The sequence below is a fragment of the Nocardioides jensenii JCM 1364 = NBRC 14755 genome (assembly GCF_001552535.1).
In the GTDB taxonomy this organism is placed as follows: domain Bacteria; phylum Actinomycetota; class Actinomycetes; order Propionibacteriales; family Nocardioidaceae; genus Nocardioides; species Nocardioides jensenii.
The window spans coordinates 1-19102 of sequence record NZ_BCRJ01000117.1 but is presented as its reverse complement, the minus strand read 5'-3'; the positions used below and the strand labels follow the sequence as shown (position 1 = coordinate 19102).

Sequence of the window (19102 nt, the reverse complement as noted above, 5' to 3'; positions counted from 1 at the left end):
GGAACCCGCTCTCCCCGTGAAAGCACACCTGGAGGTTCCATGGACACCGGCCACGCAGCCTGGGTTCTCACTTCAGCGTCCCTGGTCCTGTTGATGACGCCCGGGCTGGCGTTGTTCTACGGCGGAATGACGCGTTCCAAGTCGATCCTGAACATGATGATGATGTCCTTCGGCGCGATGGGAGTCATCAGCGTCGTCTACATCTTGTGGGGCTACTCGATGTCCTACAGCTCGATCACCGCGACCGCGGACGGGGACGTCGCCGGCGACAGCATCGGCAACCTCTTCTCCAGCCCGTTCGCGCTGTTCGGCCTGACCGACATCGACCCTGCGGCCTACCTGACCGTCGCCTTCCAGCTGACGTTCGCGGTGATCACTGCGGCACTGATCAGCGGTGCGATCGCGGACCGGGTGAAGTTCTCCGCCTGGATGGTCTTCGTCCCGATCTGGGTGACGCTGGCCTACTTCCCGCTGGCGCACCAGGTGTGGGGAGGCGGGTTCCTCTCAGGCAACCCCGACGGCTTGGCCGCCACCATCTTCGGCACGGTCGGTGAGGGCGCCGAGAAGGTGGCCGAGATCGCGCCCCTCGACTACGCCGGCGGCACCGTGGTGCACATCAACGCCGGCGTCGCCGGTCTCGTTCTGGCGCTGGTCATCGGCACCCGCAAGGGCTTCGGCAAGCAGCCGATGAAGCCGCACAACCTGCCGCTGACCATGCTCGGCGCGGGTCTGCTGTGGTTCGGCTGGTTCGGCTTCAACGTCGGCTCGTTCGTGCCGACCGCGACCGCCGGTGTCGCCGGCGACGAGGGCGACTTCTACACGAACTCCGCGGCCTTCGCCGCCAACTTCGTGGGGGAGGCCGGCCTGGTCTGGGTGAACACCACGGCTGCCGCAGCCGCGGCGATGCTCGGCTGGCTGCTGGTCGAGAAGATCCGTGACGGCAAGGGAACCTCGCTCGGTGCCGCGTCCGGTGTGGTCGCCGGCCTGGTGGCCATCACGCCCGCCTGTGGCGCCCTGTCGCCGGTCGGCTCACTGATCCTCGGCGTCGTGGCCGGTGCGGCTGCCGCCCTGGCCGTCGGCCTGAAGTACAGGTTCGGGTACGACGACTCGCTCGACGTCGTCGGCGTCCACCTGGTCGCCGGTCTCGTCGGCACCGTCGGCATCGGCTTCCTCGCCACCTCCGGCGGACTGTTCTACGGCGACGGCGTCAAGCAGCTCGTGGTCCAGACGGCCGTTGCGTTCTACGCCATGATCTGGTCGGCCATCGCCACCCTGGTCATCGCCCTGGCCATCAAGTACACGATGGGCTGGAGGATCGAGGAGGACGACGAGGTCGAGGGCATCGACTTCACCGAGCACGGTGAGTCGGCGTACGACTTCGCCGGAACCCCGGGCCGCCGTGGCTCGCTCGGCGGATCCGTTCTGGCCGGATCCGTTCTGGGCACCAAGGCATCCGTCGAAGAAGGAGCACAGGCATGAAGCTGGTCACCGCTGTCATCAAGCCGCACAAGTGGGAAGACGTCCGTGAGGCCCTCGAGACCTTCGGCGTGACGGGCATGACCGTCAGTGAGGTCAGCGGCTACGGCCGTCAGAAGGGTCACACGGAGGTCTACCGGGGCGCGGAGTACGACATCGCCCTGGTGCCCAAGATCCGCATCGAGATCGTGGTCGACGACGCGGACTCCGACGACATCGTCGGCATCGTCGTCAAGACCGCCGCCACTGGTCGGATCGGTGACGGCAAGGTCTGGGTCAGCCCGATCGAGACCGTCGTCCGGGTCCGCACCGGCGACCGCGACGAAGCCGCGATCTGAGTCACATGACACCGCTCCAGGCCTCCCCGCCACGCTCGATGCGCAGCGGGGAGGCCTGGACTGTTACCTGCTCGAAACACAAGGCGACATCGGCGGTAACGCCCGCGCAGCACAGTCTCACCCCATGACTGCACCTCTCGTCGCGTCGTCGGCGCTCGACACCGGGGACACCGCCTGGCTGTTGGTCGCCACGGCCCTCGTGCTCCTGATGGCCCCGGGCCTGGCCCTGTTCTACGGCGGCATGGTCCGCTCCAAGAGCGTGCTCAACATGATGATGATGACCTTCGGATCCCTGGCCGTGATCATCGTGATCTGGGTCGTCTTCGGCTACTCGCTGGCCTTCGGCGACGACCTCGGCGCCGGCCTGGTCGGCGACCCGCGCCAGTTCGCCGGGCTCGGCCAGCTGATGGACCCGAGCGCCAACGGCGAGTCGACGTACCCGCTGATCCTGTTCGCCGTCTTCCAGGGCCTGTTCTGTGTGATCACCGGGGCGCTGGTCTCCGGGGCGATCGCCGACCGCGCCCGGTTCGGGGCCTGGATCGTCTTCGTCGCCCTGTGGACGGTGCTGGTCTACGCACCGATCGCGCACTGGGTCTTCGACCTCTCCGGCGGCGACCACGAAGGCGGTTGGCTGGTCAACCAGCTCGGCCTGGTCGACTTCGCGGGCGGCACCGCGGTCGAGATCTGTTCCGGTGCCTCGGCCCTGGCCCTCGCCCTGGTGCTGGGCCCGCGGGTCGGGTTCGGCAAGGACTCCATGCGACCGCACAACCTGACCCTGGTCATGCTCGGCGCCGGCCTGCTGTGGTTCGGCTGGTTCGGCTTCAACGCCGGCTCCGCGCTCGGCGCCGACCAGAGCGCCGCGCTGGTCTTCGTGGCCACCCTGCTCGCCGGCGCCGCAGGAACCCTGGGCTGGTTGGCCGTCGAGCGCTTCCGCGACGGCCACGCCACCTCGCTCGGCGCCGCGTCGGGCATGGTGGCCGGCTTGGTCGCCATCACCCCGTCATGCGGTGCCGTGTCGCCGATCGGCGCGCTGGCCATGGGCGTCGTCGCCGGCGCGATCTGCTCCGGCGCAATCGGTCTGAAGTACCGCTTCAAGTACGACGACTCGCTCGACGTCGTCGGCGTGCACATGGTCGGCGGCCTGGTCGGCACCTTCGGCATCGGCCTGATCGGCACGTCGGCAGCACCGAGCGGCGTCGACGGGCTGTTCTACGGCGGCGGTCTCGACCAGCTCGGCAAGCAGCTGCTCGGCGGGGGAGTCGTGCTCGTCTACGCGTTCGTCGTCTCGGGCATCCTGGGACTCCTGGTCCACAGGCTGATGGGCTTCCGGGTCGACGAGGAGCACGAGATCACCGGGATCGACCTCGTCATCCACGCCGAGTCGGCGTACGACCTGCACGCCTCGGCGGGCGCCCGCACCACCGGCCACAGCTTCCTGGCCGGCCTGACCCACCACGACCCACGCAATGAGGAGAACCGATGAAGCTGGTCACCGCAGTCATCAAGCCACACAAGTGGGAGGACGTCCGCTCCGCCCTCGAGACGGTGGGCATCACCGGGATGACGGTGAGCGAGGTCAGTGGCTACGGACGCCAGAAGGGTCACACCGAGGTCTACCGCGGTGCGGAGTACGACATCGCCCTGGTCCCGAAGGTGCGACTGGAGATCGTGGTCGACGACGCCGACGTGGAGGCCGTCACGGGTGTGATCGTGTCGGCCGCCGCGACCGGCAAGATCGGCGACGGCAAGGTCTGGGTCAGCCCCGTCGAGAGCGTGGTGCGGGTGCGCACCGGTGACCGCGACGAGGCGGCGATCTGAGGACCTTCGCGGATCACCTGTGACGGGCGTCGTCGATGCCCACACGCACACCGATCGCGATCACACCGATGGAGGTCAGGATGCCGCCCAGGGCCAGGACCAGGATGCTGCCGCCGAACGCGGTTCCGTTGCCGTCGGCGGCCGCCGACGCCAGCCAACCGAGCAGGCTGAGGATCACGCCGGGAACCAGGAACACCAAACCGGCCGGCAGCCCGGACAGGACCGCCGGGACCTCGGGAAGCACTTCCGTCTCGACCGGACGGGCTGTGTCGGTCGTCGGGTGCGCGACCACGCCGTCGACCTCCACGAACTCCGCGGCGGCCAAGGACGCGCCGCAGGCGGGGCAGGCCTTCAGATTCTCTTGCGGCACCTGGTGGCCGTTGGCGCAGACTCGTACTTCCATGCGGCCATTCTTGCAGGGGCATCGATGAGCGCCGCCGAGCGGCAGGCCCGCACCGACGCCGCGGATGCTCTGTGCGCCAAGGCGTACGACGACCTCGGCGGTCCGGAGGCGGGCGTCGCGCTGGTGGCCGTCGGAGGTTACGGGCGCCGTGAGCTGGCACCGTTCTCCGACCTGGACGTGGTGCTTGTCCACGATGACGACGTCGACCCGGGCGAGCTGGCCGAGCAGGTCTGGTATCCGCTGTGGGACTCAGGCGTCGACCTGGACCACTCGGTGCGGTCCTTCGGTGGAGCCGTCACCGCGGCCAGCGACGACCTGCGCGTCGCGCTCGGCATGCAGGACGTCCGCTACCTGGCCGGTGACAGCAACCTCGCCCTGCGGCTGCGCACCACGATGCTGGCCCAGTGGCGGCGCGAGGCCAAGCAGCGGCTGCCCGCGTTGCGCAAGCTCGTGGTGCAGCGCCACGCCCTGACCGGTGAGCTGGCCCATGCCTCCATCCCGGACCTGAAGGAGGCCCAGGGCGGGCTGCGCGACGCGACCGTGATCAAGGCCCTGGTGGCCACCTGGCTGGTGGACGCACCCCACGTCGAGCTGGAACGGTGCCGCCAGACCCTGCTCGACGTGCGCGACCTCGTGCACGCAATCGCCGGCCGCGGCAACGACCGCATCTCACCCGAGGTCTGGGAGCAGCTGCCCGAGCGGCTCGGGGTCGACGATGCCGTTGCCGCACAGGTGATGGTGCGTGAGCTCGGCCGCCGGATCACCCACATCTCCCACCTGACCTGGCGCCGGGTCGACGCGGTGCTGGCCCGGCCCGCCGCCGTCGGTGCTCGGCGACCCGATCTGGAGCCGATCGCCCAAGGCATCGCCATCTCGAAGGATGAGGTGGTGCTCGACCGTCGCGCCCGCCCGGAGCGGGACGCGCTGATGTTGCTGCGCGCCGCCGCGGAGGCCGCCGAGCGTGACATCGTGCTGGCCCCCGCGACGGCCGCGCGCCTGGTCAGGGCCTGTCCTGCTCTTCCCGAGCCGTGGCCCCCGGAGGCACGCCAGCTGTTGGTGCGCCTGCTCGCCTCGGGTCGCGGACTACTCGGGGTCTGGGAGACCCTCGAGCAGACCGGCGCCCTGACGCGGATCCTGCCGGAGTGGGAGCGGATCCGCTCGCTGCCGCACGCCTCCGCCATCCACCGCTTCACCGTCGATCGACACGTGGTCGAGACCTGTGTCGAGGCCGCCGCCTTGATCCGGCGGGTGGCGCGTCCCGACGTCCTGCTGGTGGCGGCGTTGCTGCACGACATCGGCAAGGGCGACCTGCTCGAGCACAGCCAGGCGGGGGAGCCGATCGCGCGTGAGGTCGCGAGCCGGTTCGGCTTCCACGGCGACGAGGTCGACCTGGTCGCCACGCTGGTGCGGTGGCACCTGCTGCTCTCGGAGACCGCCACCACCCGTGATCCCGACGACCCGGCGACGGTGGATGCCGTGGTCAGCCGGGTGGGCTCGGAGGAGGCGCTCTCGTTGCTGTCGGCGCTGACGGAGGCCGACGCCAAGGCGGCCTCGCCCAAGGCCTGGTCGACCTGGCGCGCCGGACTGGTCCGGCAGCTGACCGCGCGCTGCGACGCGGCCCTGGTCGCGCTCGAGAAGGGGGCGCCCCGCCCGCAGCCGTCGGAGCCGGACCTGCCGGTGCCGGTCGATGTACGGGCCGACCCGTCGGTCATCTCGGTCTCGGTGGTGCCGGGTCCGGACGGCTCACGGGTCACTGTCGTCTCGGGGGACCGGATCGGCCTGCTCGCCGATGCCGCCGCGATGCTGGCGCTGCAACGGGCGTCGGTGCGTGCCGCGCGGGCGTGGACGCAGGATGCGTACGGCGTCTCGCAGTGGGAGGTCTCCGAGCAGCATCTCGACCAGGCGGTGCTCCGTCAGCGGATTCACGCCATTGCCGAGGGGCGCGTCGACGTGGCCGCCCGGCTGTCCCGGCCCACGGTCACACGCTTGGCGCCGATCGTGCTGGTGCGACCCGACGCGTCCGAGAGCGCCACGGTGCTCGAGGTGCGCACCGACGACCGACCCGGGGTGGTCCACCTGGTCTGTGCGGCGTTGGCCGGTGTGGGCGTCTCGGTGCGCTCGGCGCACGTGGACACCCTCGGTCCGCAGGCGATCGACGTCTTCTACCTCCAGGAGACGAGCGCCGGGGCGCTTTCCGACGTACGCGCCGCTGAGGCGACCCACGCGGTGCGTGCTGCGCTGACGTCGGCGTCGTGATCGGCGCCTCGGTTTCGGTCGCGGAAGACGGGGGACGATCGGTCCATGACGACACGACGAACGGCCGCGGTGGCCCTGGCCGTGATGGCCGCACTGGCGCCGGTCAGCCTCACTGCCTGCTCCGACGACGCGGAGTTCGACTACTCGTCCGAGGCGCAGGCGCCGGATCGCTCGGCGTACTCCGACAACTCGGAAGAGAAGCCGGATGCCGATCAAGGACTGGTCGAGCTCGAGCTGGACAACGACGCGAGGCTCGCCATCTGGATCGACCCCGACGACATCAGCAAGGTCTACCAGCAGCACTCCGACCCGGACGACGAGGACGCCTGGACCGAGCCGGAGCTGCTCTACCAGGCCGGGGACGGGTGCCTGAACGTCGATGCGGACACCAACGGTGAGGTCGTCGCGGCCATCTTGTGGTGCTACGAGGACGACGCGTGGATCCAGCAGGCCCCCGATCAGACCCAGACCGTGGTCACCGACGACCTCAAGGACTGGGACCGCGAGTCTCGGGGCGAGTTCTTCGCGAGACCGCACGTCGAGGAGAACGGCGACGTGACCTGGGGGGAATAGGAACCCCGAACGCTCGTCCCACGAATGCTCCACGGTGGGTGTTGGGCCAGCGCTTTCGGGATGCCGTGTCCGGCCGGTTACTCTTGACCACTGTTCCACGCCTGCCGCTACCCAGGGGATGCCCGACTTGTTCGCCACACTTTCCGACCGGCTTGCCGACACCTTCAAGAACCTTCGGGGCAAGGGACGGCTCTCCGAAGCCGACATCGACGCCACCGCGCGTGAGATCCGCATCGCGCTGCTCGAGGCGGACGTCGCGCTGCCCGTGGTCAAGGAGTTCGTCGGGGCGGTCAAGGAGCGGGCCCGCGGTGAAGAGGTCAGCGGTGCGCTGAACCCGGCGCAGCAGATCATCAAGATCGTCAACGAGGAGCTCGTCAACATCCTCGGCGGCGAGACCCGTCGCCTGCGGTTCGCCAAGTCCGGCCCCACGGTGATCCTGCTTGCCGGCCTCCAGGGTGCCGGCAAGACGACCCTGGCCGCGAAGCTGGCGCTGTGGCTCAAGGAGCAGGACAAGACCCCGCTCCTGGTGGCGTGTGACCTCCAGCGCCCCAACGCGGTCAACCAGCTCCAGGTCAACGGTGAGCGGGTCGGCGTCCCCGTCTTCGCCCCCGAAGCGGGCAACGGAGTCGGTGACCCGGTCGCGGTCGCGAAGGCCTCGATCGAGGAGGCCAAGCGCAAGCTGCACGACGTGGTCATCGTCGACACCGCCGGTCGCCTCGGCGTCGACGCCGAGATGATGCAGCAGGCCGCCGACATCCGCGACGCCGTGCAGCCCGACGAGGTGCTCTTCGTCGTCGACGCGATGATCGGTCAGGACGCGGTCAACACCGCCCTCGCCTTCCAGGAGGGTGTCGGCTACGACGGGGTCGTGCTCACCAAGCTCGACGGTGACGCCCGCGGCGGCGCCGCGCTCTCGATCGCCTCGGTCACCGGCAAGCCGGTCATGTTCGCCTCGGCAGGCGAGAAGATGACCGACTTCGACCTCTTCCACCCTGACCGGATGGCCTCGCGCATCCTCGACATGGGCGACATGCTCACCCTGATCGAGCAGGCCGAGAAGGCCTTCGACCAGGACGAGGCGCTCAAGGCCGCCGAGAAGCTCACCGGCAAGGGTGGCGACTTCACCCTCACCGACTTCCTCTCCCAGATGCAGCAGATCCGCAAGATGGGGTCGCTCACCAAGATCATGGGGATGCTCCCCGGGATGGGCCAGTTCCGCGAGCAGCTCGACAACTTCGACGAGCGCGAGATCGACCGCATCCAGGCGATCATCTACTCGATGACGCCCACCGAGCGCGACAACCCGAAGATGATCGACGGTTCCCGCCGGCTGCGCATCTCGAAGGGTTCGGGCACCCAGGTCTCCGACGTCAACCAGCTGGTCGACCGTTTCTTCGAGGCCAAGAAGATGATGCAGCAGATGGCCCGCGGTGGCGGCATGCCCGGAATGCCGGGCCTGCCCGGAGCGGGTGGTGGCGCAGGCAAGGGCAAGCCGAAGCCGCAGAAGGGCAAGAAGAAGCGTGTCTCCGGCAACCCCGCCAAGGCCGCGCAGCAGAAGAAGGAGCTCGAGGAGAAGGCCAAGGCCGGAGGCAACCCGTTCGGCACGCCCGGCGGCATCGACTACGAGACCGCCGCCGAGAACCTCGAGCTGCCCAAGGACTTCTCCAAGTTCCTGAAGTGACGCTGCCGACCACGGAGGCCTGAGATGTCCTCGGATCCCGACGCAGACGCCCGGCGGCTGGCCGCGGCGGCCGGTGAGGGCGACGACCCGAACCGATGGTTCGAGGACCTGTACGCCGCCGCACAACGTGGTGAGGCCGTGGTCCCGTGGGACCGCGGCGCCGCGCATCCACTCCTCGAGTGGTGGGCCGGTGACCGCCTCGGCGCCCAGCAGCTCCCCGAGCAGTCGCGGGCGATGGTGGTCGGCAGTGGGCCCGGCCATGATGCGCGTCTGCTCGACGACCTGGGCTTCGTGACCACTGCCTTCGACATCTCACCGACCGCCGTCGCGAACGCTGCGGCAGCGTTGGCGGACACCTCGGTCGACGTACGCCGGGCCGACCTGCTCGACCTGCCCGGTGAGTGGCGCGGGGGCTTCGACCTGGTCCTCGAGGCGATGACGGTGCAGGCCATGCCGCGTTCGCTGAGGCAGGCGGGCACCGCGGCGGTGCGGTCGATGGTCGCTCCCGGGGGTGTCCTGCTGGTGATCGGAATGCTCATGCCCGACGACGGAGACCTCGACGACGGACCGCCGTGGCTGCTCACCCGGGACGAGATCGACGCCTTCGCGCGCGACGGCATCGAGTTCGTGACCTACCACGACGAGCCGGCCACCGACGGCGAGCTGGTCCGCTACCTGGCCGAGTTCCGACGTGGCTGAGCCCCCTCGTCGGGTGCTGGTGGTCGACGCCGCGAACGTCGTGGGCACCCGTCCCGACGGCTGGTGGAACGACCGCGCCGGTGCCGCCCGCCGCCTCCACGACCAGCTGATGGTCGGCGACACGGCGTACGACGAGATCGTGCTGGTGCTCGAGGGCAAGGCCAAGGGCGGCGTACGAGCCGGGCGGGACGCCCATGTGCGCACCGTCCATGCCAAGGGTGCCGGCGACGACCGGATCGTCAGCGAGACACGCGACGCGATCGCGGCCGGGCACCAGGTCACCGTGATCACCGCGGACCGGATGCTCCAAGGGCTGGTGCAGGGGGCCGGGGCGATGGCGATGTCGCCGTCGTGGCTGCTCGACCAGCTCTGACACACACCTGGTGCGGGGCGGTTGAGTGCTCACCCGGTTGCCCGAGCGACCACCTGAGCACTCGACCGGGTGGGGTGGCGATACGGTCGGAGCATGACTGCGTTGAAGTTCTCCGGCCCGGTTCTCCCCGACGGCGAGAGCCGCGAGATGTACGTCGTGGACGGCGCGATCACCTACGAGAAGCAGGCGGGGGCCGACACCGCGGCGAGCGGGTGGATCGTCCCGGGTCTGGTCGATGCGCACTGTCACCTCGGTCTCGACGACGACGGTGCGATCAGCGACGAGGAGACCGAGCAGCAGGCGATCGACGATCGTGACGCGGGTGCGCTGCTGATCCGCGACTGTGGCTCGGCGGCCGACACTGCCTGGATCCATGACCGCGAGGACCTGCCCCGACTGATCCGCGCCGGGCGCCACATCGCCCGCACCAAGCGCTACATCCGCAACTACGCCCACGAGGTCGAGCCGGTCGACCTGCCGGCGTACGTCGCCCAGGAGGCGCAGCGCGGCGACGGCTGGGTGAAGCTCGTGGGCGACTGGATCTCCCGTGAGACCGGCGACCTGGCCCCGTCCTTTCCCGCTGAGACGTTCGCGGAGGCGATTCGGGTCGCCCACGAGCACGGCGCGAAGGTGACCGCGCACTGCTTCGGGAACGCAGTCCTGCCCGGCCTGATCGAGGCCGGCATCGACTGCATCGAGCACGGCACCGGTCTGACCCAGGACCTCATCGAGCAGATGGCGGCCCAGCAGGTCGCCCTGGTGCCGACGGTGATGCAGCTCGACAAGTTCCCGATGTACGCCGAGGCGGGCGCGACGAAGTTCCCCGACTACGCGGCGACGATGACCGACCTGTTCGCCCGCCGCACGGACACGATCATGGCCGCCCACGAGGCCGGCGTACGCCTCTATGCGGGCTCCGACGGCGGGGGAGTGAGCCGACACGGCAACCTGCCCGGTGAGGTGATCGCGATGCACGGCATCGGGCTCAGCGCCGAGGCCGCACTGGGCGCCGCCTCCTGGCGGGCCCGCGAGTGGTTGGGCTGGAACAGCGGCCTCGACGAGGGCGACCCGGCCGACTTCGTGGTCTACCCGAGCAACCCGCTCGACGATCTCGGCGTGCTCCGGGAGCCGAGTGCCATCGTGCTGCGTGGAAAGATCGTGTCCTGATGCCCATCCAGGGGGCGGCTCCGCTCCGAATCCTTGCGTGACCCCTTCCGGAAGGCCCTCCATGCCCACACTGCACGACTTCACCGCCACCACCCTCGCCGGTGAGGAGCAACCCCTCGACGCCTGGCGCGGCCAGGTGGTCCTGGTGGTCAACACCGCCTCGAAGTGCGGGTTCACTCCCCAGTTCGAGGGCCTGGAGACGCTGCACGAGCAGTACGGCGAACGCGGGCTCGCGGTGCTGGGGTTCCCGTGCAACCAGTTCGGCAAGCAGGAGCCCGGCGATGCCGAGGAGATCGGGTCGTTCTGCCAGAGGAACTACGGCGTCTCCTTCCCGATGTTCGAGAAGGTCGACGTCAACGGTTCGTCGGCACACCCGCTCTACCAGTGGCTGCGCGGGGAGAAGGGCGGCGTGCTCGGCAGCCGGATCAAGTGGAACTTCACCAAGTTCCTGATCGGTCGTGACGGGCAGGTGATCGAGCGGTACGCCCCGGCCACCAAGCCCGAGAAGCTGGTCGACGACATCGAGAAGGCGCTGGCCTGACTCGACGGGCCGCCACAACGCCGAGTGCACGATCCGCGTCGGCTCGAGCGCGCTGAGTCAGCAGATTTCGTGCACTCACGACGGCCGTGGCGGCGACATGCACTCGGCCGACCTCGGTGCCGACACCGCAATCCGTCAGGTCAGCAGCTCGATGACGGTGCCGTCGGCCGGTTCGTACTTCACGAGCGCGCAGTTCTTCTTCAGCAGCTCCTCGCCGGTCACGTTGCCGGTGCGTCGCGAGATGACGGTGCGCCAGATCTCGTTCTTGCGGAAGATCTCGCCGTGGTGTCGCAGGAAGGCCTCGTTGCGAGCCTCGACCTTGTAGGACGACGTGGGCAGCTCGTCGGCGAGCAGCTCACCGCGCAGGTGGCGTTCATCGACCCAGGTCTTGAGCTGGAAGGTGTGCTCGGTGTCGTTGCGCACCACGAGGTCGACGTAGTTGTAGACGATCGAGCAGCCGACACCCCACGGCAGCACGCGCCCCTTGTCCGGGAACGGGTCGAAGCTGTGCTCGGAGCGCTCGACGACGGTCAGCGGGGAGTGCAGGAACATCCAGTGCAGCAGGTTCGCGAGCTGGCAGATGCCGCCTCCGACGCCGGGCACCGCCGCCCCGTTGGAGAGTCGCATGCCCTCGACGTACCCCTTGCGGCGCGTGCAGTTGCCCACGGCCTTGTTGAACGAGAACGACTCACCGGGGCGGATCACGATGCCGTCGACCCGCTCGCCGGCCAGGCGCAGGTTCACGACCTTGTTGCGCTGGAGGACCATCTCGTCCTCCGTCAGCTCACGCATCAGGAGCGACGCGTGCTTCTTGACCCGCACCGGCAGGGTCGTCGTACGCCGTTCGGTGGCCCAGGCGGTGCCCGAGCGCAGCCACTGGATCCGCCGCCGGACCCGGTGCGTGCGCACCGCCCACGGATAGAGCGCGGGGTGCCGCTGGGTCAGCCGCGGCGCGGCCACGACCTGGGCGGGGATCTCGAAGCCCAGATCGGTGGCCTCGGCCAGGCTCAGGGCGGTCCGGTCGGTTCGGGTCTCTGTCATCGTGTCCACATCTAGTCTGACGCACCCGGGCACGAGTACGTTGCCATTGATTTCGCACGCTACTCCGGGATCCGGGTCGCTACGCCGAGCCGTGGGTGTCGCCGCGCCGTCGTGCACCGGGGCACACCGGATTTCAGGTCACGTCCGATGTCTGGCAGAATCTGCCGCTGAGTCCTGTGCTGATGGCCCCTCTCATCCGGAGGCGCAGGATCCGCCGAATTCGTCCCACCTGGTCCCCACCCGGTTCCGGGCGAGCTCACCCAAACCACAATTTTCGAGGAGACACCCACAACGTGTCCGTCAAGATCCGTTTGAAGCGCATGGGCAAGATCCGTGTGCCGCAATACCGCATCGTCGTCGTCGACTCCCGCAAGAAGCGCGACGGCAAGGTCATCGAGGAGATCGGTACCTACCGTCCCAAGGAGGAGCCGTCGTTCATCGCGGTGACCTCCGACCGGGCGCAGTACTGGCTCGGTGTCGGCGCGCAGCCGTCCGAAGCCGTTGCCGCGATCCTCAAGATCACCGGCGACTGGCAGACGTTCAAGGGCCTTCCGGGCACCGAGGGCACCCTCAAGGTGGCCGAGCCCAAGCGCGACAAGCTCGAGATCTTCAACGAGGCGCTCAAGGAAGCCGGTAGCGAAGCCAAGGGCGACGCGGTGACCAAGAAGACCGAGAAGAAGAAGGCCGACAAGGCCGACGACGCTGCCGCTGAGGCTCCCGCTGCTGAGGCCCCGGCCGAGGTTCCGGCGTCGGAGACCCCTGAGGTCGCCGCCGACGAGGCCGAGTCCGTCGAGACCAAAGAGGCCTGAGCCGGATGCTGGCTGACGCGCTCGAGCACCTGGTCCGCGGCATCGTCGACAACCCCGACGACGTCTCGGTCCGCGACAAGCAGATGCGCCGCGGCTCGGTCCTCGAGGTGCGCGTGCACCCCGACGACCTGGGCAAGGTCATCGGTCGCGGCGGCCGCACGGCGTCCGCGTTCCGCACCGTCATGTCGGCCCTTGCGGGTCGTGGTGGCGCGCGGGTCGACTTCGTGGACGTCGACCGCCGGCGCTGAGCAAGAGCTTCACCGCCACCGGGCGCATCCCTCACGAGGGATGCGCCCGGTGGCCATTTCTGACGTTGGTGGGCGTCGCCGGTGGTTCGTTGCGGGTGGCTCGGGGTGCGGGCCACCCGACGAACTCCGGCGACGCCCACTAGGGTTCTCCGCGTGGACGAGATCGAGCTGGTGGTGGGTCGGATCGGCAAGCCGCACGGCATTCGCGGTGAGGTGACGATCGACGTACGCACCGACGAGCCGGAGCGGCGCTTCGCCGTGGGCACGACGCTGCGCGCGGACCCCCCCAAGGGCTCGCCCAGCAAGGTGGCGGCCGTGACGGTGACGTCGTCGCGCTGGCACCAGGGTGTGCTGCTGCTCGGCCTCGCGGAGGTCACCGACCGCAACGCGGCCGAGACCGTGCGCGGGCTGGTGCTGCACGCGAGCATCCCGGTCGACGCGACACCCGACGACCCCGACGAGTTCTACGACCACCAGCTGATCGGGCTCGAGGCGCACAACCTCGACGGCGACGTTCTGGGCACGGTGACCGGGCTGGTGCACGGCGGTGCGCAGGACCTGCTCCAGATCCGTACGCCGGACCGCCGCGACACCCTGGTGCCGTTCGTGAAGGCGCTGGTGCCCGAGGTCGACCTGGCTGGCAAGCGCGTGGTGGTGGCCGACCGCCCGGGCCTGGTCACGCCGCTGGACGACGACTGATGCGACGGGCCGTCTCATGAGGATCGACGTCCTCACGATCTTCCCCGACTACCTGGCACCGCTGGAGCTGTCGCTGCCAGGCAAGGCCCGGGCCAAGGGTCTGCTCGACCTGCACGTGCACGATCTGCGGCACTGGACCACCGACAAGCACCACACCACCGACGACACGCCCTACGGCGGCGGCGCCGGCATGGTGATGAAGCCGGAGCCGTGGGGAGCCGCGTTCGACGAGCTCGACATCGACGGCGCCACGGTCGTCTTCACCACGCCGAGCGGTGCACCGTTCACGCAGGAGATGGCGCGCGAGCTGGCCGGCCGTGAACGAATCGTCTTCGCGTGCGGGCGCTACGAGGGCATCGACCAGCGCGTGATCGACCATGCCCGCACCCGGGCCGACGTACGCGAGATCTCCATCGGCGACTACGTGCTCAACGGGGGAGAGGTGGCCGCGCTGGCGATCACCGAGGCCGTCGTACGCCTGATTCCGGGCTTCATGGGCAACCCGGAGTCGCTGGCCGAGGAGTCCCACGAGGACGGGCTGCTCGAATACCCCGTGTTCACCAAGCCCGCGTCGTGGCGCGACCTCGACGTGCCGCCGGTGCTGCTGTCGGGCGACCACGGCAAGATCGCCGCCTGGCGCCACGACCAGGCGCTGCGTCGTACGGCGGAGCGCCGGCCGGACCTGCTTCACGCCTCCCAGGCGATCAGCGCCGGTGACCTGGACGACCTCGACGTGCGGCCCGCCACCCGGGGTGACGCGGGGGAGATCCTCACGCTGCAGCGTGCCTGCTGGATGCAGGAGGCACAGGCCAACCCCGGCGTCGAGATCCCCGCACTGGGTGAGTCGCTCGATGTCGTCCGGGCCTCCCTGGACGACTGGGTGATGCACGTCGTGCGACACCGGGGCCGGCTCGTCGCGGCCTGCCGTGGCCGGCTCGAGGGCGACGTGTGGGACATCGGCCGGCTGATGGTGGCTCCCGACCTGCAGGGCCGAGGGCTGGGTCGCTGGCTGCTGTCGTACGCCGAGTCGCTGGCGTCGACGCAGGCCACGTCCTACTCGCTGTTCACCGGCGCCGGGAGCGTGGAGAACCTGAAGATGTACAAGAAGGCCGGCTATCGCCTGCGTGGCGAGCAGCCCGGGATCCCGGGTGCGGTGCTGCTCACCAAACGCAGGATTTTCTGACTCCCACCCGGGTGTGGCAAACTTCTCTCTTGGTCCAGTCGGCCGAAGGACTGCTCCGAGTCGCCCGTGAGGGTGGCCCCGGAGAGTTCGCGCCAGATCTCCTGCCACAGGGGGAATCGGTGCCGCCGGCCAACGCACTGTGCCAACCCGATCGATCACCGCTGAACGACTTCAGCACTGTCCGCGGCTGACCTGTGGCACTCGCGAGGAGATAGACATGACCAACATCATTGACGAGCTGGCCAAGGCCAACCTGCGCTCCGACGTCCCGGAGTTCCGCGCCGGTGACACCATCAAGGTGCACGTGAAGGTCATCGAAGGCTCGCGCTCGCGTGTCCAGGTGTTCCAGGGTGTCGTGATCCGCGTGCAGGGTTCCGGCGTCGGCCGCACCTTCACCGTCCGCAAGGTCTCGTTCGGCGTCGGCGTCGAGCGGACCTTCCCGCTGAACTCCCCGATCTTCGAGTCCATCGAGATCGTGACCCGCGGTGACGTCCGTCGCGCCAAGCTCTACTACCTGCGCAACCTGCGCGGCAAGGCTGCCAAGATCAAGGAGCGCCGCGAGGCCTGAGCACCGGCCTGATCCGTCGACTCGACCACTGACGGTTTAGGCTCTGCCGCGTGACTTCTGAAGACCGCGACGCCCTCCCCGACGAGGCTGGAACCCCGGGTTCCGACTCCGACCAGGAAGCGGCGTCGCGGTCTTCGCGTTCCACCGGGTCCGCGGAGACTGCGGACACCGTGGGTTCCACGGGTGAGGTCGACCCCACCGGTACGTCGGACGAGAAGGCCGCGGCCGTCGTACCGCCGAAGAAGGGCAAGAAGTCGAAGAAGAAGAAGAAGCGCAAGCAGCTGCCGATCTGGCAGGAGACCATCTTGCTGGTCGGGGTGGCCCTGGTGCTGGCCATCGTGATCAAGGCGTTCTTCGTGCAGGCCTTCTACATCCCGTCGGAGTCGATGGAGCCGGGGCTGGTCAAGAACGACCGCATCCTCGTCCAGAAGGTCTCCTACTGGGGCGACGGTACGCCGGAACGCGGTGATGTCGTGGTCTTCAAGGACCCCGGTGGCTGGCTGGGTCCGGAGGACTCCAAGGGGCCGACGAACCTGCTCGCCAAGGGGATGTCGAAGATCGGGCTCTACCCGGTCGGCGGGCACCTGGTGAAGCGGGTGATCGCGGTCGGCGGCGACCACGTGGTCTGCTGCGACAAGAAGGGCCGCCTCTCGATCAACGGCCACGTGATGGACGAGAGTGACTACGTCAAGGGCGACGCCGAGTGCGCGGCGCCACAGAGCCCGATCAACTGCAATCTCGACGTGGAGATCCCACCCGGCTACCTGCTGATGATGGGTGACAACCGCGGCAACTCGCGCGACTCGACTGCCCACATGTGCGCGGATCCCAAGCGGGAGCAGTGCCCGCCGACCCGTGGCCTGGTCAGCGTCGACGAGGTCGTGGGCAAGGTCTTCGCGCTGGTCTGGCCCAAGGACAGGTTCCACCGACTCAAGCGTCCCGACGTGTTCGAGGACGTCCCCGACCCGACGTGAAGCCCGTGAGCGCCTCCCATCGGCCCACGCTGCGGCTCGAGCGGAGCCTGCTGCGCGAGGGCCGCACCTATCTCGCGGCCGCCGACGAGGTGGGCCGCGGTGCGCTGTGCGGCCCGGTCACGATCGGGATGGTGGTGATCAGCGAGACCACGCGTACGGCGCCCCAGGGCGTGCGGGACAGCAAGTTGCTCAGTGCCCAGGTGCGCGAGCGTCTCGTGCCGAAGATTCAGCGGTGGGCGCTCGCCTACAGCGTCGGGCACGCGAGCCCGGACGAGATCGACGAGTTCGGCATCATCGCCGCCCTGCGGATCGCCGGCCACCGCGCCCTCGACGGACTCTCCGTCGCCCCCGACCTGGTGCTCCTCGACGGCAATCACGACTACCTCACCCCTCCGTTGCAGCCGGGTCTCTTCGGAGACGCTCCGCCCGCGGTCGTCGTACCCCCGGTGGTGACGGCGATCAAGGCCGACCTGCGCTGCGCCGCCGTGGCTGCCGCCAGCATCCTGGCCAAGACCGCCCGCGACGCGATGATGGTCGAGCTCGGCGACCTGCATCCGGCGTACTGCTGGCAGGACAACAAGGGCTACTCCGCGCCCGACCACCTCGAGGCCCTGGCGCGGCTCGGTCCGACCGCGCACCACCGGCGCTCCTGGAACCTTCCCGGCGTCGGCGCTTCCGTCGCAGAGATCGCGTCCGTGCTCTCGGAGGGTGAGGAGGCTGCTTCGGTGGCTGAGGAGGTCGCGCTGCGACCACCTCGAAACCACCACCTAGACTCACCGCAGCCGCCGAACCACGAGGAGTGCTCATGAGTGCCGAGGATCTCGAGAAGTACGAGACCGAGATGGAGCTCAACCTCTATCGCGAATACCGCGACGTCGTCTCGATCTTCAAGTACGTCGTCGAGACCGACCGTCGCTTCTACCTGTGCAACGCGGTCGACGTGAAGGCGCGCACCGAGTCGGGTGACGTCTTCTTCGAGGTGTCGATGAGCGACGCCTGGGTGTGGGACATGTACCGCCCGGCACGGTTCGCCAAGAACGTGAAGGTGCTGACCTTCAAGGACGTGAACGTCGAGGAGCTGGCCGCCTCGGACTTCGAACCACCGAAGCCCTGATCCCGCGCGACCCGGTCCTGTCTAGACCACCCCCGTGACCGCTCCCTCAATTTGGTGAATTTCGGGACAGAAGGGTCCCGGCACGCCTAATCTGTGCTCGGGTGGATCGCTGTGACCGATCCCGGGACTGCAGGGGTGGGTGACTGATGGGCCTCGCGCTCGCGCGAAGGAAGCGGCGCTCCGACGACGGGGCAGCCGCCTTGGAGTTCGCCCTGATCCTGCCCATCCTCATGGCACTGCTCATCGGGATCATCTCGTACGGCTGGATGATGAGTTTTCGTCAGGCCATGAGCCAGGCCGCTGCAGAAGGCGCCCGGCACGCGGCCGTGGCACCCTCGGGCGACGACACAGCCAAGAAGACGGCCGCCATCGCCATCGTTGACGATGCGCTCGAGGCCTACGGCGTCAAGTGCGGGGACGGCGTCACCACCTGCCCTGCCGCCATTCGGGCCTGCGACAACAATGCAGGAAAGCGGTGCGTGTACGTGACGGTGACCTATCCGTACCGCAACGATCCCCTCATCCCAAGCTTCCCAGGCCTGGGTGTGACCCTTCCCGAAACACTCTCCTACACGGCTGTCGCCGAGGTGAGTTGATGGGGTTCTTCGCGGCCCGCCGTCGCGACGAGCGTGGGGCAGTGGTCCCCATGGTGGCGATCATGATGACGGTGCTGTTGGGCGTGACGGCCTTCGCAGTGGACATCGGACACCAGCGCGTCGAGCGTCGAGATGTCCAGGCCGTGGCGGACATGATCGCGCTCGATGCATCTCGGCAGCTGGATGGACGGACGCAGGCCGTCATCAAGGCCACCAGCACCTGGCGAGCAGGCATCGCTCAGAGCGTCGCAAGGAACTCGAATCTGGCACCACTCCCGACGGTCACGGTCCAACAGCAGCAGGAGGTGGCCCGGGCGACAGTCGCCGGCTCTCCGATGGTCGTGGAAGTCGTGATGGGCGTTCTCGACGAGTCGGGTGCCTTCACGACGACTCCGTATCCCGAAGTCCCGACCGCGGTGAAGGTCACGGTCAAGTCGTCCGTCGACTACGTGTTCGCGCCGGGGGGCGGGACAGTCTCACGATCCGCAGTTGCGATGTCCGAGTCTCAGGCGTGCTTCAAGATTGGTTCGTACGCGGCGGGGTTT

23 protein-coding genes and 1 pseudogene are annotated in these 19102 nt (G+C 68.8%); 22 read left to right on the top strand and 2 right to left on the bottom strand.

The window, feature by feature from the left end:
• The first annotated feature begins 39 nt into the window (after nucleotides 1-39).
• From NJ4_RS22065 to NJ4_RS22050, 4 genes are all read left to right on the top strand, one after another.
• Nucleotides 40-1479: an ammonium transporter gene (locus tag NJ4_RS22065; RefSeq protein WP_067440587.1), complete on the top strand. Its 1440-nt coding sequence runs from the start codon at nucleotides 40-42 to the stop codon at nucleotides 1477-1479.
• Nucleotides 1476-1814, top strand: coding sequence for a P-II family nitrogen regulator (locus NJ4_RS22060; RefSeq protein WP_067440584.1), 339 nt, complete (start codon nucleotides 1476-1478; stop codon nucleotides 1812-1814). Before NJ4_RS22065 ends, NJ4_RS22060 begins: the two co-directional genes overlap by 4 nt.
• Before the next feature lie 124 nt (nucleotides 1815-1938).
• Complete coding sequence (locus NJ4_RS22055; RefSeq protein ID WP_067440581.1) at nucleotides 1939-3297, top strand: ammonium transporter; 1359 nt, start codon at nucleotides 1939-1941, stop codon at nucleotides 3295-3297.
• Nucleotides 3294-3632 carry a P-II family nitrogen regulator gene (locus tag NJ4_RS22050; protein WP_067440578.1) on the top strand — a complete coding sequence of 113 codons (339 nt, stop codon included), beginning with the start codon at nucleotides 3294-3296 and terminating at the stop codon, nucleotides 3630-3632. The genes NJ4_RS22055 and NJ4_RS22050 overlap by 4 nt, the downstream gene beginning before the upstream one ends.
• 13 nt (nucleotides 3633-3645) lie before the next feature.
• On the opposite strand, the gene NJ4_RS22045 is transcribed toward NJ4_RS22050, so the two are convergent.
• Nucleotides 3646-4035: a hypothetical protein gene (locus NJ4_RS22045; protein WP_067440575.1), complete on the bottom strand. Its 390-nt coding sequence runs from the start codon at nucleotides 4033-4035 to the stop codon at nucleotides 3646-3648.
• A 24-nt stretch (nucleotides 4036-4059) separates the two neighbouring features.
• On the opposite strand from NJ4_RS22045, the gene NJ4_RS22040 reads away from it, so the two are divergent.
• The 7 genes from NJ4_RS22040 to NJ4_RS22010 all read left to right on the top strand — a co-directional run bounded on the left by NJ4_RS22040 (nucleotide 4060) and on the right by NJ4_RS22010 (nucleotide 11325).
• Entirely contained in the window at nucleotides 4060-6291 is a 2232-nt protein-coding gene (locus NJ4_RS22040; protein ID WP_067440572.1) for a [protein-PII] uridylyltransferase, read from the top strand.
• Between the two features lie 45 nt (nucleotides 6292-6336).
• Nucleotides 6337-6864, top strand: a complete 528-nt coding sequence (locus NJ4_RS22035; RefSeq protein WP_067440568.1) for a hypothetical protein — start codon at nucleotides 6337-6339, stop codon at nucleotides 6862-6864.
• Between the two features lie 127 nt (nucleotides 6865-6991).
• Nucleotides 6992-8545, top strand: coding sequence for a signal recognition particle protein (gene ffh / locus NJ4_RS22030; RefSeq protein WP_067440626.1), 1554 nt, complete (start codon nucleotides 6992-6994; stop codon nucleotides 8543-8545).
• Between the two features lie 24 nt (nucleotides 8546-8569).
• Nucleotides 8570-9244, top strand: a complete 675-nt coding sequence (locus NJ4_RS22025; RefSeq protein WP_067440565.1) for a class I SAM-dependent methyltransferase — start codon at nucleotides 8570-8572, stop codon at nucleotides 9242-9244.
• Nucleotides 9237-9617, top strand: a complete 381-nt coding sequence (locus NJ4_RS22020) for an NYN domain-containing protein (protein WP_067440562.1) — start codon at nucleotides 9237-9239, stop codon at nucleotides 9615-9617. The genes NJ4_RS22025 and NJ4_RS22020 overlap by 8 nt, the downstream gene beginning before the upstream one ends.
• Before the next feature lie 93 nt (nucleotides 9618-9710).
• The gene (locus tag NJ4_RS22015; protein WP_067440559.1) at nucleotides 9711-10784 is read left to right on the top strand and encodes an amidohydrolase family protein; all 1074 of its coding nucleotides are present in this window, start codon (nucleotides 9711-9713) and stop codon (nucleotides 10782-10784) included.
• Between the two features lie 61 nt (nucleotides 10785-10845).
• On the top strand, nucleotides 10846-11325 hold the full coding sequence (locus tag NJ4_RS22010; RefSeq protein ID WP_067440556.1) for a glutathione peroxidase: 480 nt from the start codon (nucleotides 10846-10848) through the stop codon (nucleotides 11323-11325).
• Between the two features lie 135 nt (nucleotides 11326-11460).
• Here NJ4_RS22010 and NJ4_RS22005 read toward each other — a convergent pair whose 3' ends face one another.
• Complete coding sequence (locus NJ4_RS22005) at nucleotides 11461-12366, bottom strand: VanW family protein (protein ID WP_082749045.1); 906 nt, start codon at nucleotides 12364-12366, stop codon at nucleotides 11461-11463.
• A 293-nt stretch (nucleotides 12367-12659) separates the two neighbouring features.
• Between NJ4_RS22005 and rpsP the strand changes: the two genes are divergently transcribed.
• From rpsP to NJ4_RS21955, 11 genes and pseudogenes are all read left to right on the top strand, one after another.
• Complete coding sequence (gene rpsP / locus NJ4_RS22000) at nucleotides 12660-13175, top strand: 30S ribosomal protein S16 (protein ID WP_067440553.1); 516 nt, start codon at nucleotides 12660-12662, stop codon at nucleotides 13173-13175.
• A gap of 5 nt (nucleotides 13176-13180) precedes the next feature.
• Nucleotides 13181-13423 (top strand): RNA-binding protein, encoded by a 243-nt coding sequence (locus NJ4_RS21995; protein ID WP_067440550.1) that lies wholly within the window; start codon nucleotides 13181-13183, stop codon nucleotides 13421-13423.
• A gap of 153 nt (nucleotides 13424-13576) precedes the next feature.
• Complete coding sequence (gene rimM / locus NJ4_RS21990; protein WP_082749034.1) at nucleotides 13577-14122, top strand: ribosome maturation factor RimM; 546 nt, start codon at nucleotides 13577-13579, stop codon at nucleotides 14120-14122.
• 16 nt (nucleotides 14123-14138) lie between these two features.
• Nucleotides 14139-14834, top strand: a pseudogene (trmD, locus tag NJ4_RS26800) (tRNA (guanosine(37)-N1)-methyltransferase TrmD); the annotation flags it as partial.
• 81 nt (nucleotides 14835-14915) lie between these two features.
• Complete coding sequence (locus NJ4_RS26795; RefSeq protein ID WP_322787646.1) at nucleotides 14916-15305, top strand: GNAT family N-acetyltransferase; 390 nt, start codon at nucleotides 14916-14918, stop codon at nucleotides 15303-15305.
• A gap of 217 nt (nucleotides 15306-15522) precedes the next feature.
• Complete coding sequence (rplS, locus tag NJ4_RS21980) at nucleotides 15523-15873, top strand: 50S ribosomal protein L19 (protein ID WP_067440544.1); 351 nt, start codon at nucleotides 15523-15525, stop codon at nucleotides 15871-15873.
• A gap of 50 nt (nucleotides 15874-15923) precedes the next feature.
• Entirely contained in the window at nucleotides 15924-16847 is a 924-nt protein-coding gene (lepB, locus tag NJ4_RS21975) for a signal peptidase I (RefSeq protein WP_245644668.1), read from the top strand.
• 5 nt (nucleotides 16848-16852) lie between these two features.
• Nucleotides 16853-17656 carry a ribonuclease HII gene (locus NJ4_RS21970; protein ID WP_245644667.1) on the top strand — a complete coding sequence of 268 codons (804 nt, stop codon included), beginning with the start codon at nucleotides 16853-16855 and terminating at the stop codon, nucleotides 17654-17656.
• On the top strand, nucleotides 17653-17961 hold the full coding sequence (locus NJ4_RS21965; protein WP_056676328.1) for a DUF2469 domain-containing protein: 309 nt from the start codon (nucleotides 17653-17655) through the stop codon (nucleotides 17959-17961). Before NJ4_RS21970 ends, NJ4_RS21965 begins: the two co-directional genes overlap by 4 nt.
• Before the next feature lie 146 nt (nucleotides 17962-18107).
• Complete coding sequence (locus tag NJ4_RS21960; protein WP_067440541.1) at nucleotides 18108-18557, top strand: TadE/TadG family type IV pilus assembly protein; 450 nt, start codon at nucleotides 18108-18110, stop codon at nucleotides 18555-18557.
• Nucleotides 18557-19102, top strand: a 546-nt coding sequence (locus NJ4_RS21955; RefSeq protein ID WP_217996959.1) for a pilus assembly protein TadG-related protein, incomplete at its 3' end; no start/stop codon positions are given. The genes NJ4_RS21960 and NJ4_RS21955, both read left to right, overlap by 1 nt.

Excerpts from the sequence above, each read along its gene's own strand:
- NJ4_RS22065 (WP_067440587.1), top strand. The coding sequence starts at position 40 with ATGGACACCGGCCACGCAGCCTGGGTTCTCACTTCAGCGTCCCTGGTC.
- NJ4_RS22060 (WP_067440584.1), top strand. The coding sequence starts at position 1,476 with ATGAAGCTGGTCACCGCTGTCATCAAGCCGCACAAGTGGGAAGACGTC.
- NJ4_RS22055 (WP_067440581.1), top strand. The coding sequence starts at position 1,939 with ATGACTGCACCTCTCGTCGCGTCGTCGGCGCTCGACACCGGGGACACC.
- NJ4_RS22050 (WP_067440578.1), top strand. The coding sequence starts at position 3,294 with ATGAAGCTGGTCACCGCAGTCATCAAGCCACACAAGTGGGAGGACGTC.
- NJ4_RS22045 (WP_067440575.1), bottom strand. The coding sequence starts at position 4,035 with ATGGAAGTACGAGTCTGCGCCAACGGCCACCAGGTGCCGCAAGAGAAT.
- NJ4_RS22040 (WP_067440572.1), top strand. The coding sequence starts at position 4,060 with ATGAGCGCCGCCGAGCGGCAGGCCCGCACCGACGCCGCGGATGCTCTG.
- NJ4_RS22035 (WP_067440568.1), top strand. The coding sequence starts at position 6,337 with ATGACGACACGACGAACGGCCGCGGTGGCCCTGGCCGTGATGGCCGCA.
- NJ4_RS22025 (WP_067440565.1), top strand. The coding sequence starts at position 8,570 with ATGTCCTCGGATCCCGACGCAGACGCCCGGCGGCTGGCCGCGGCGGCC.
- NJ4_RS22015 (WP_067440559.1), top strand. The coding sequence starts at position 9,711 with ATGACTGCGTTGAAGTTCTCCGGCCCGGTTCTCCCCGACGGCGAGAGC.
- NJ4_RS22010 (WP_067440556.1), top strand. The coding sequence starts at position 10,846 with ATGCCCACACTGCACGACTTCACCGCCACCACCCTCGCCGGTGAGGAG.
- NJ4_RS22005 (WP_082749045.1), bottom strand. The coding sequence starts at position 12,366 with ATGACAGAGACCCGAACCGACCGGACCGCCCTGAGCCTGGCCGAGGCC.
- NJ4_RS21995 (WP_067440550.1), top strand. The coding sequence starts at position 13,181 with ATGCTGGCTGACGCGCTCGAGCACCTGGTCCGCGGCATCGTCGACAAC.
- NJ4_RS26795 (WP_322787646.1), top strand. The coding sequence starts at position 14,916 with ATGCAGGAGGCACAGGCCAACCCCGGCGTCGAGATCCCCGCACTGGGT.
- rplS (WP_067440544.1), top strand. The coding sequence starts at position 15,523 with ATGACCAACATCATTGACGAGCTGGCCAAGGCCAACCTGCGCTCCGAC.
- NJ4_RS21965 (WP_056676328.1), top strand. The coding sequence starts at position 17,653 with ATGAGTGCCGAGGATCTCGAGAAGTACGAGACCGAGATGGAGCTCAAC.
- NJ4_RS21960 (WP_067440541.1), top strand. The coding sequence starts at position 18,108 with ATGGGCCTCGCGCTCGCGCGAAGGAAGCGGCGCTCCGACGACGGGGCA.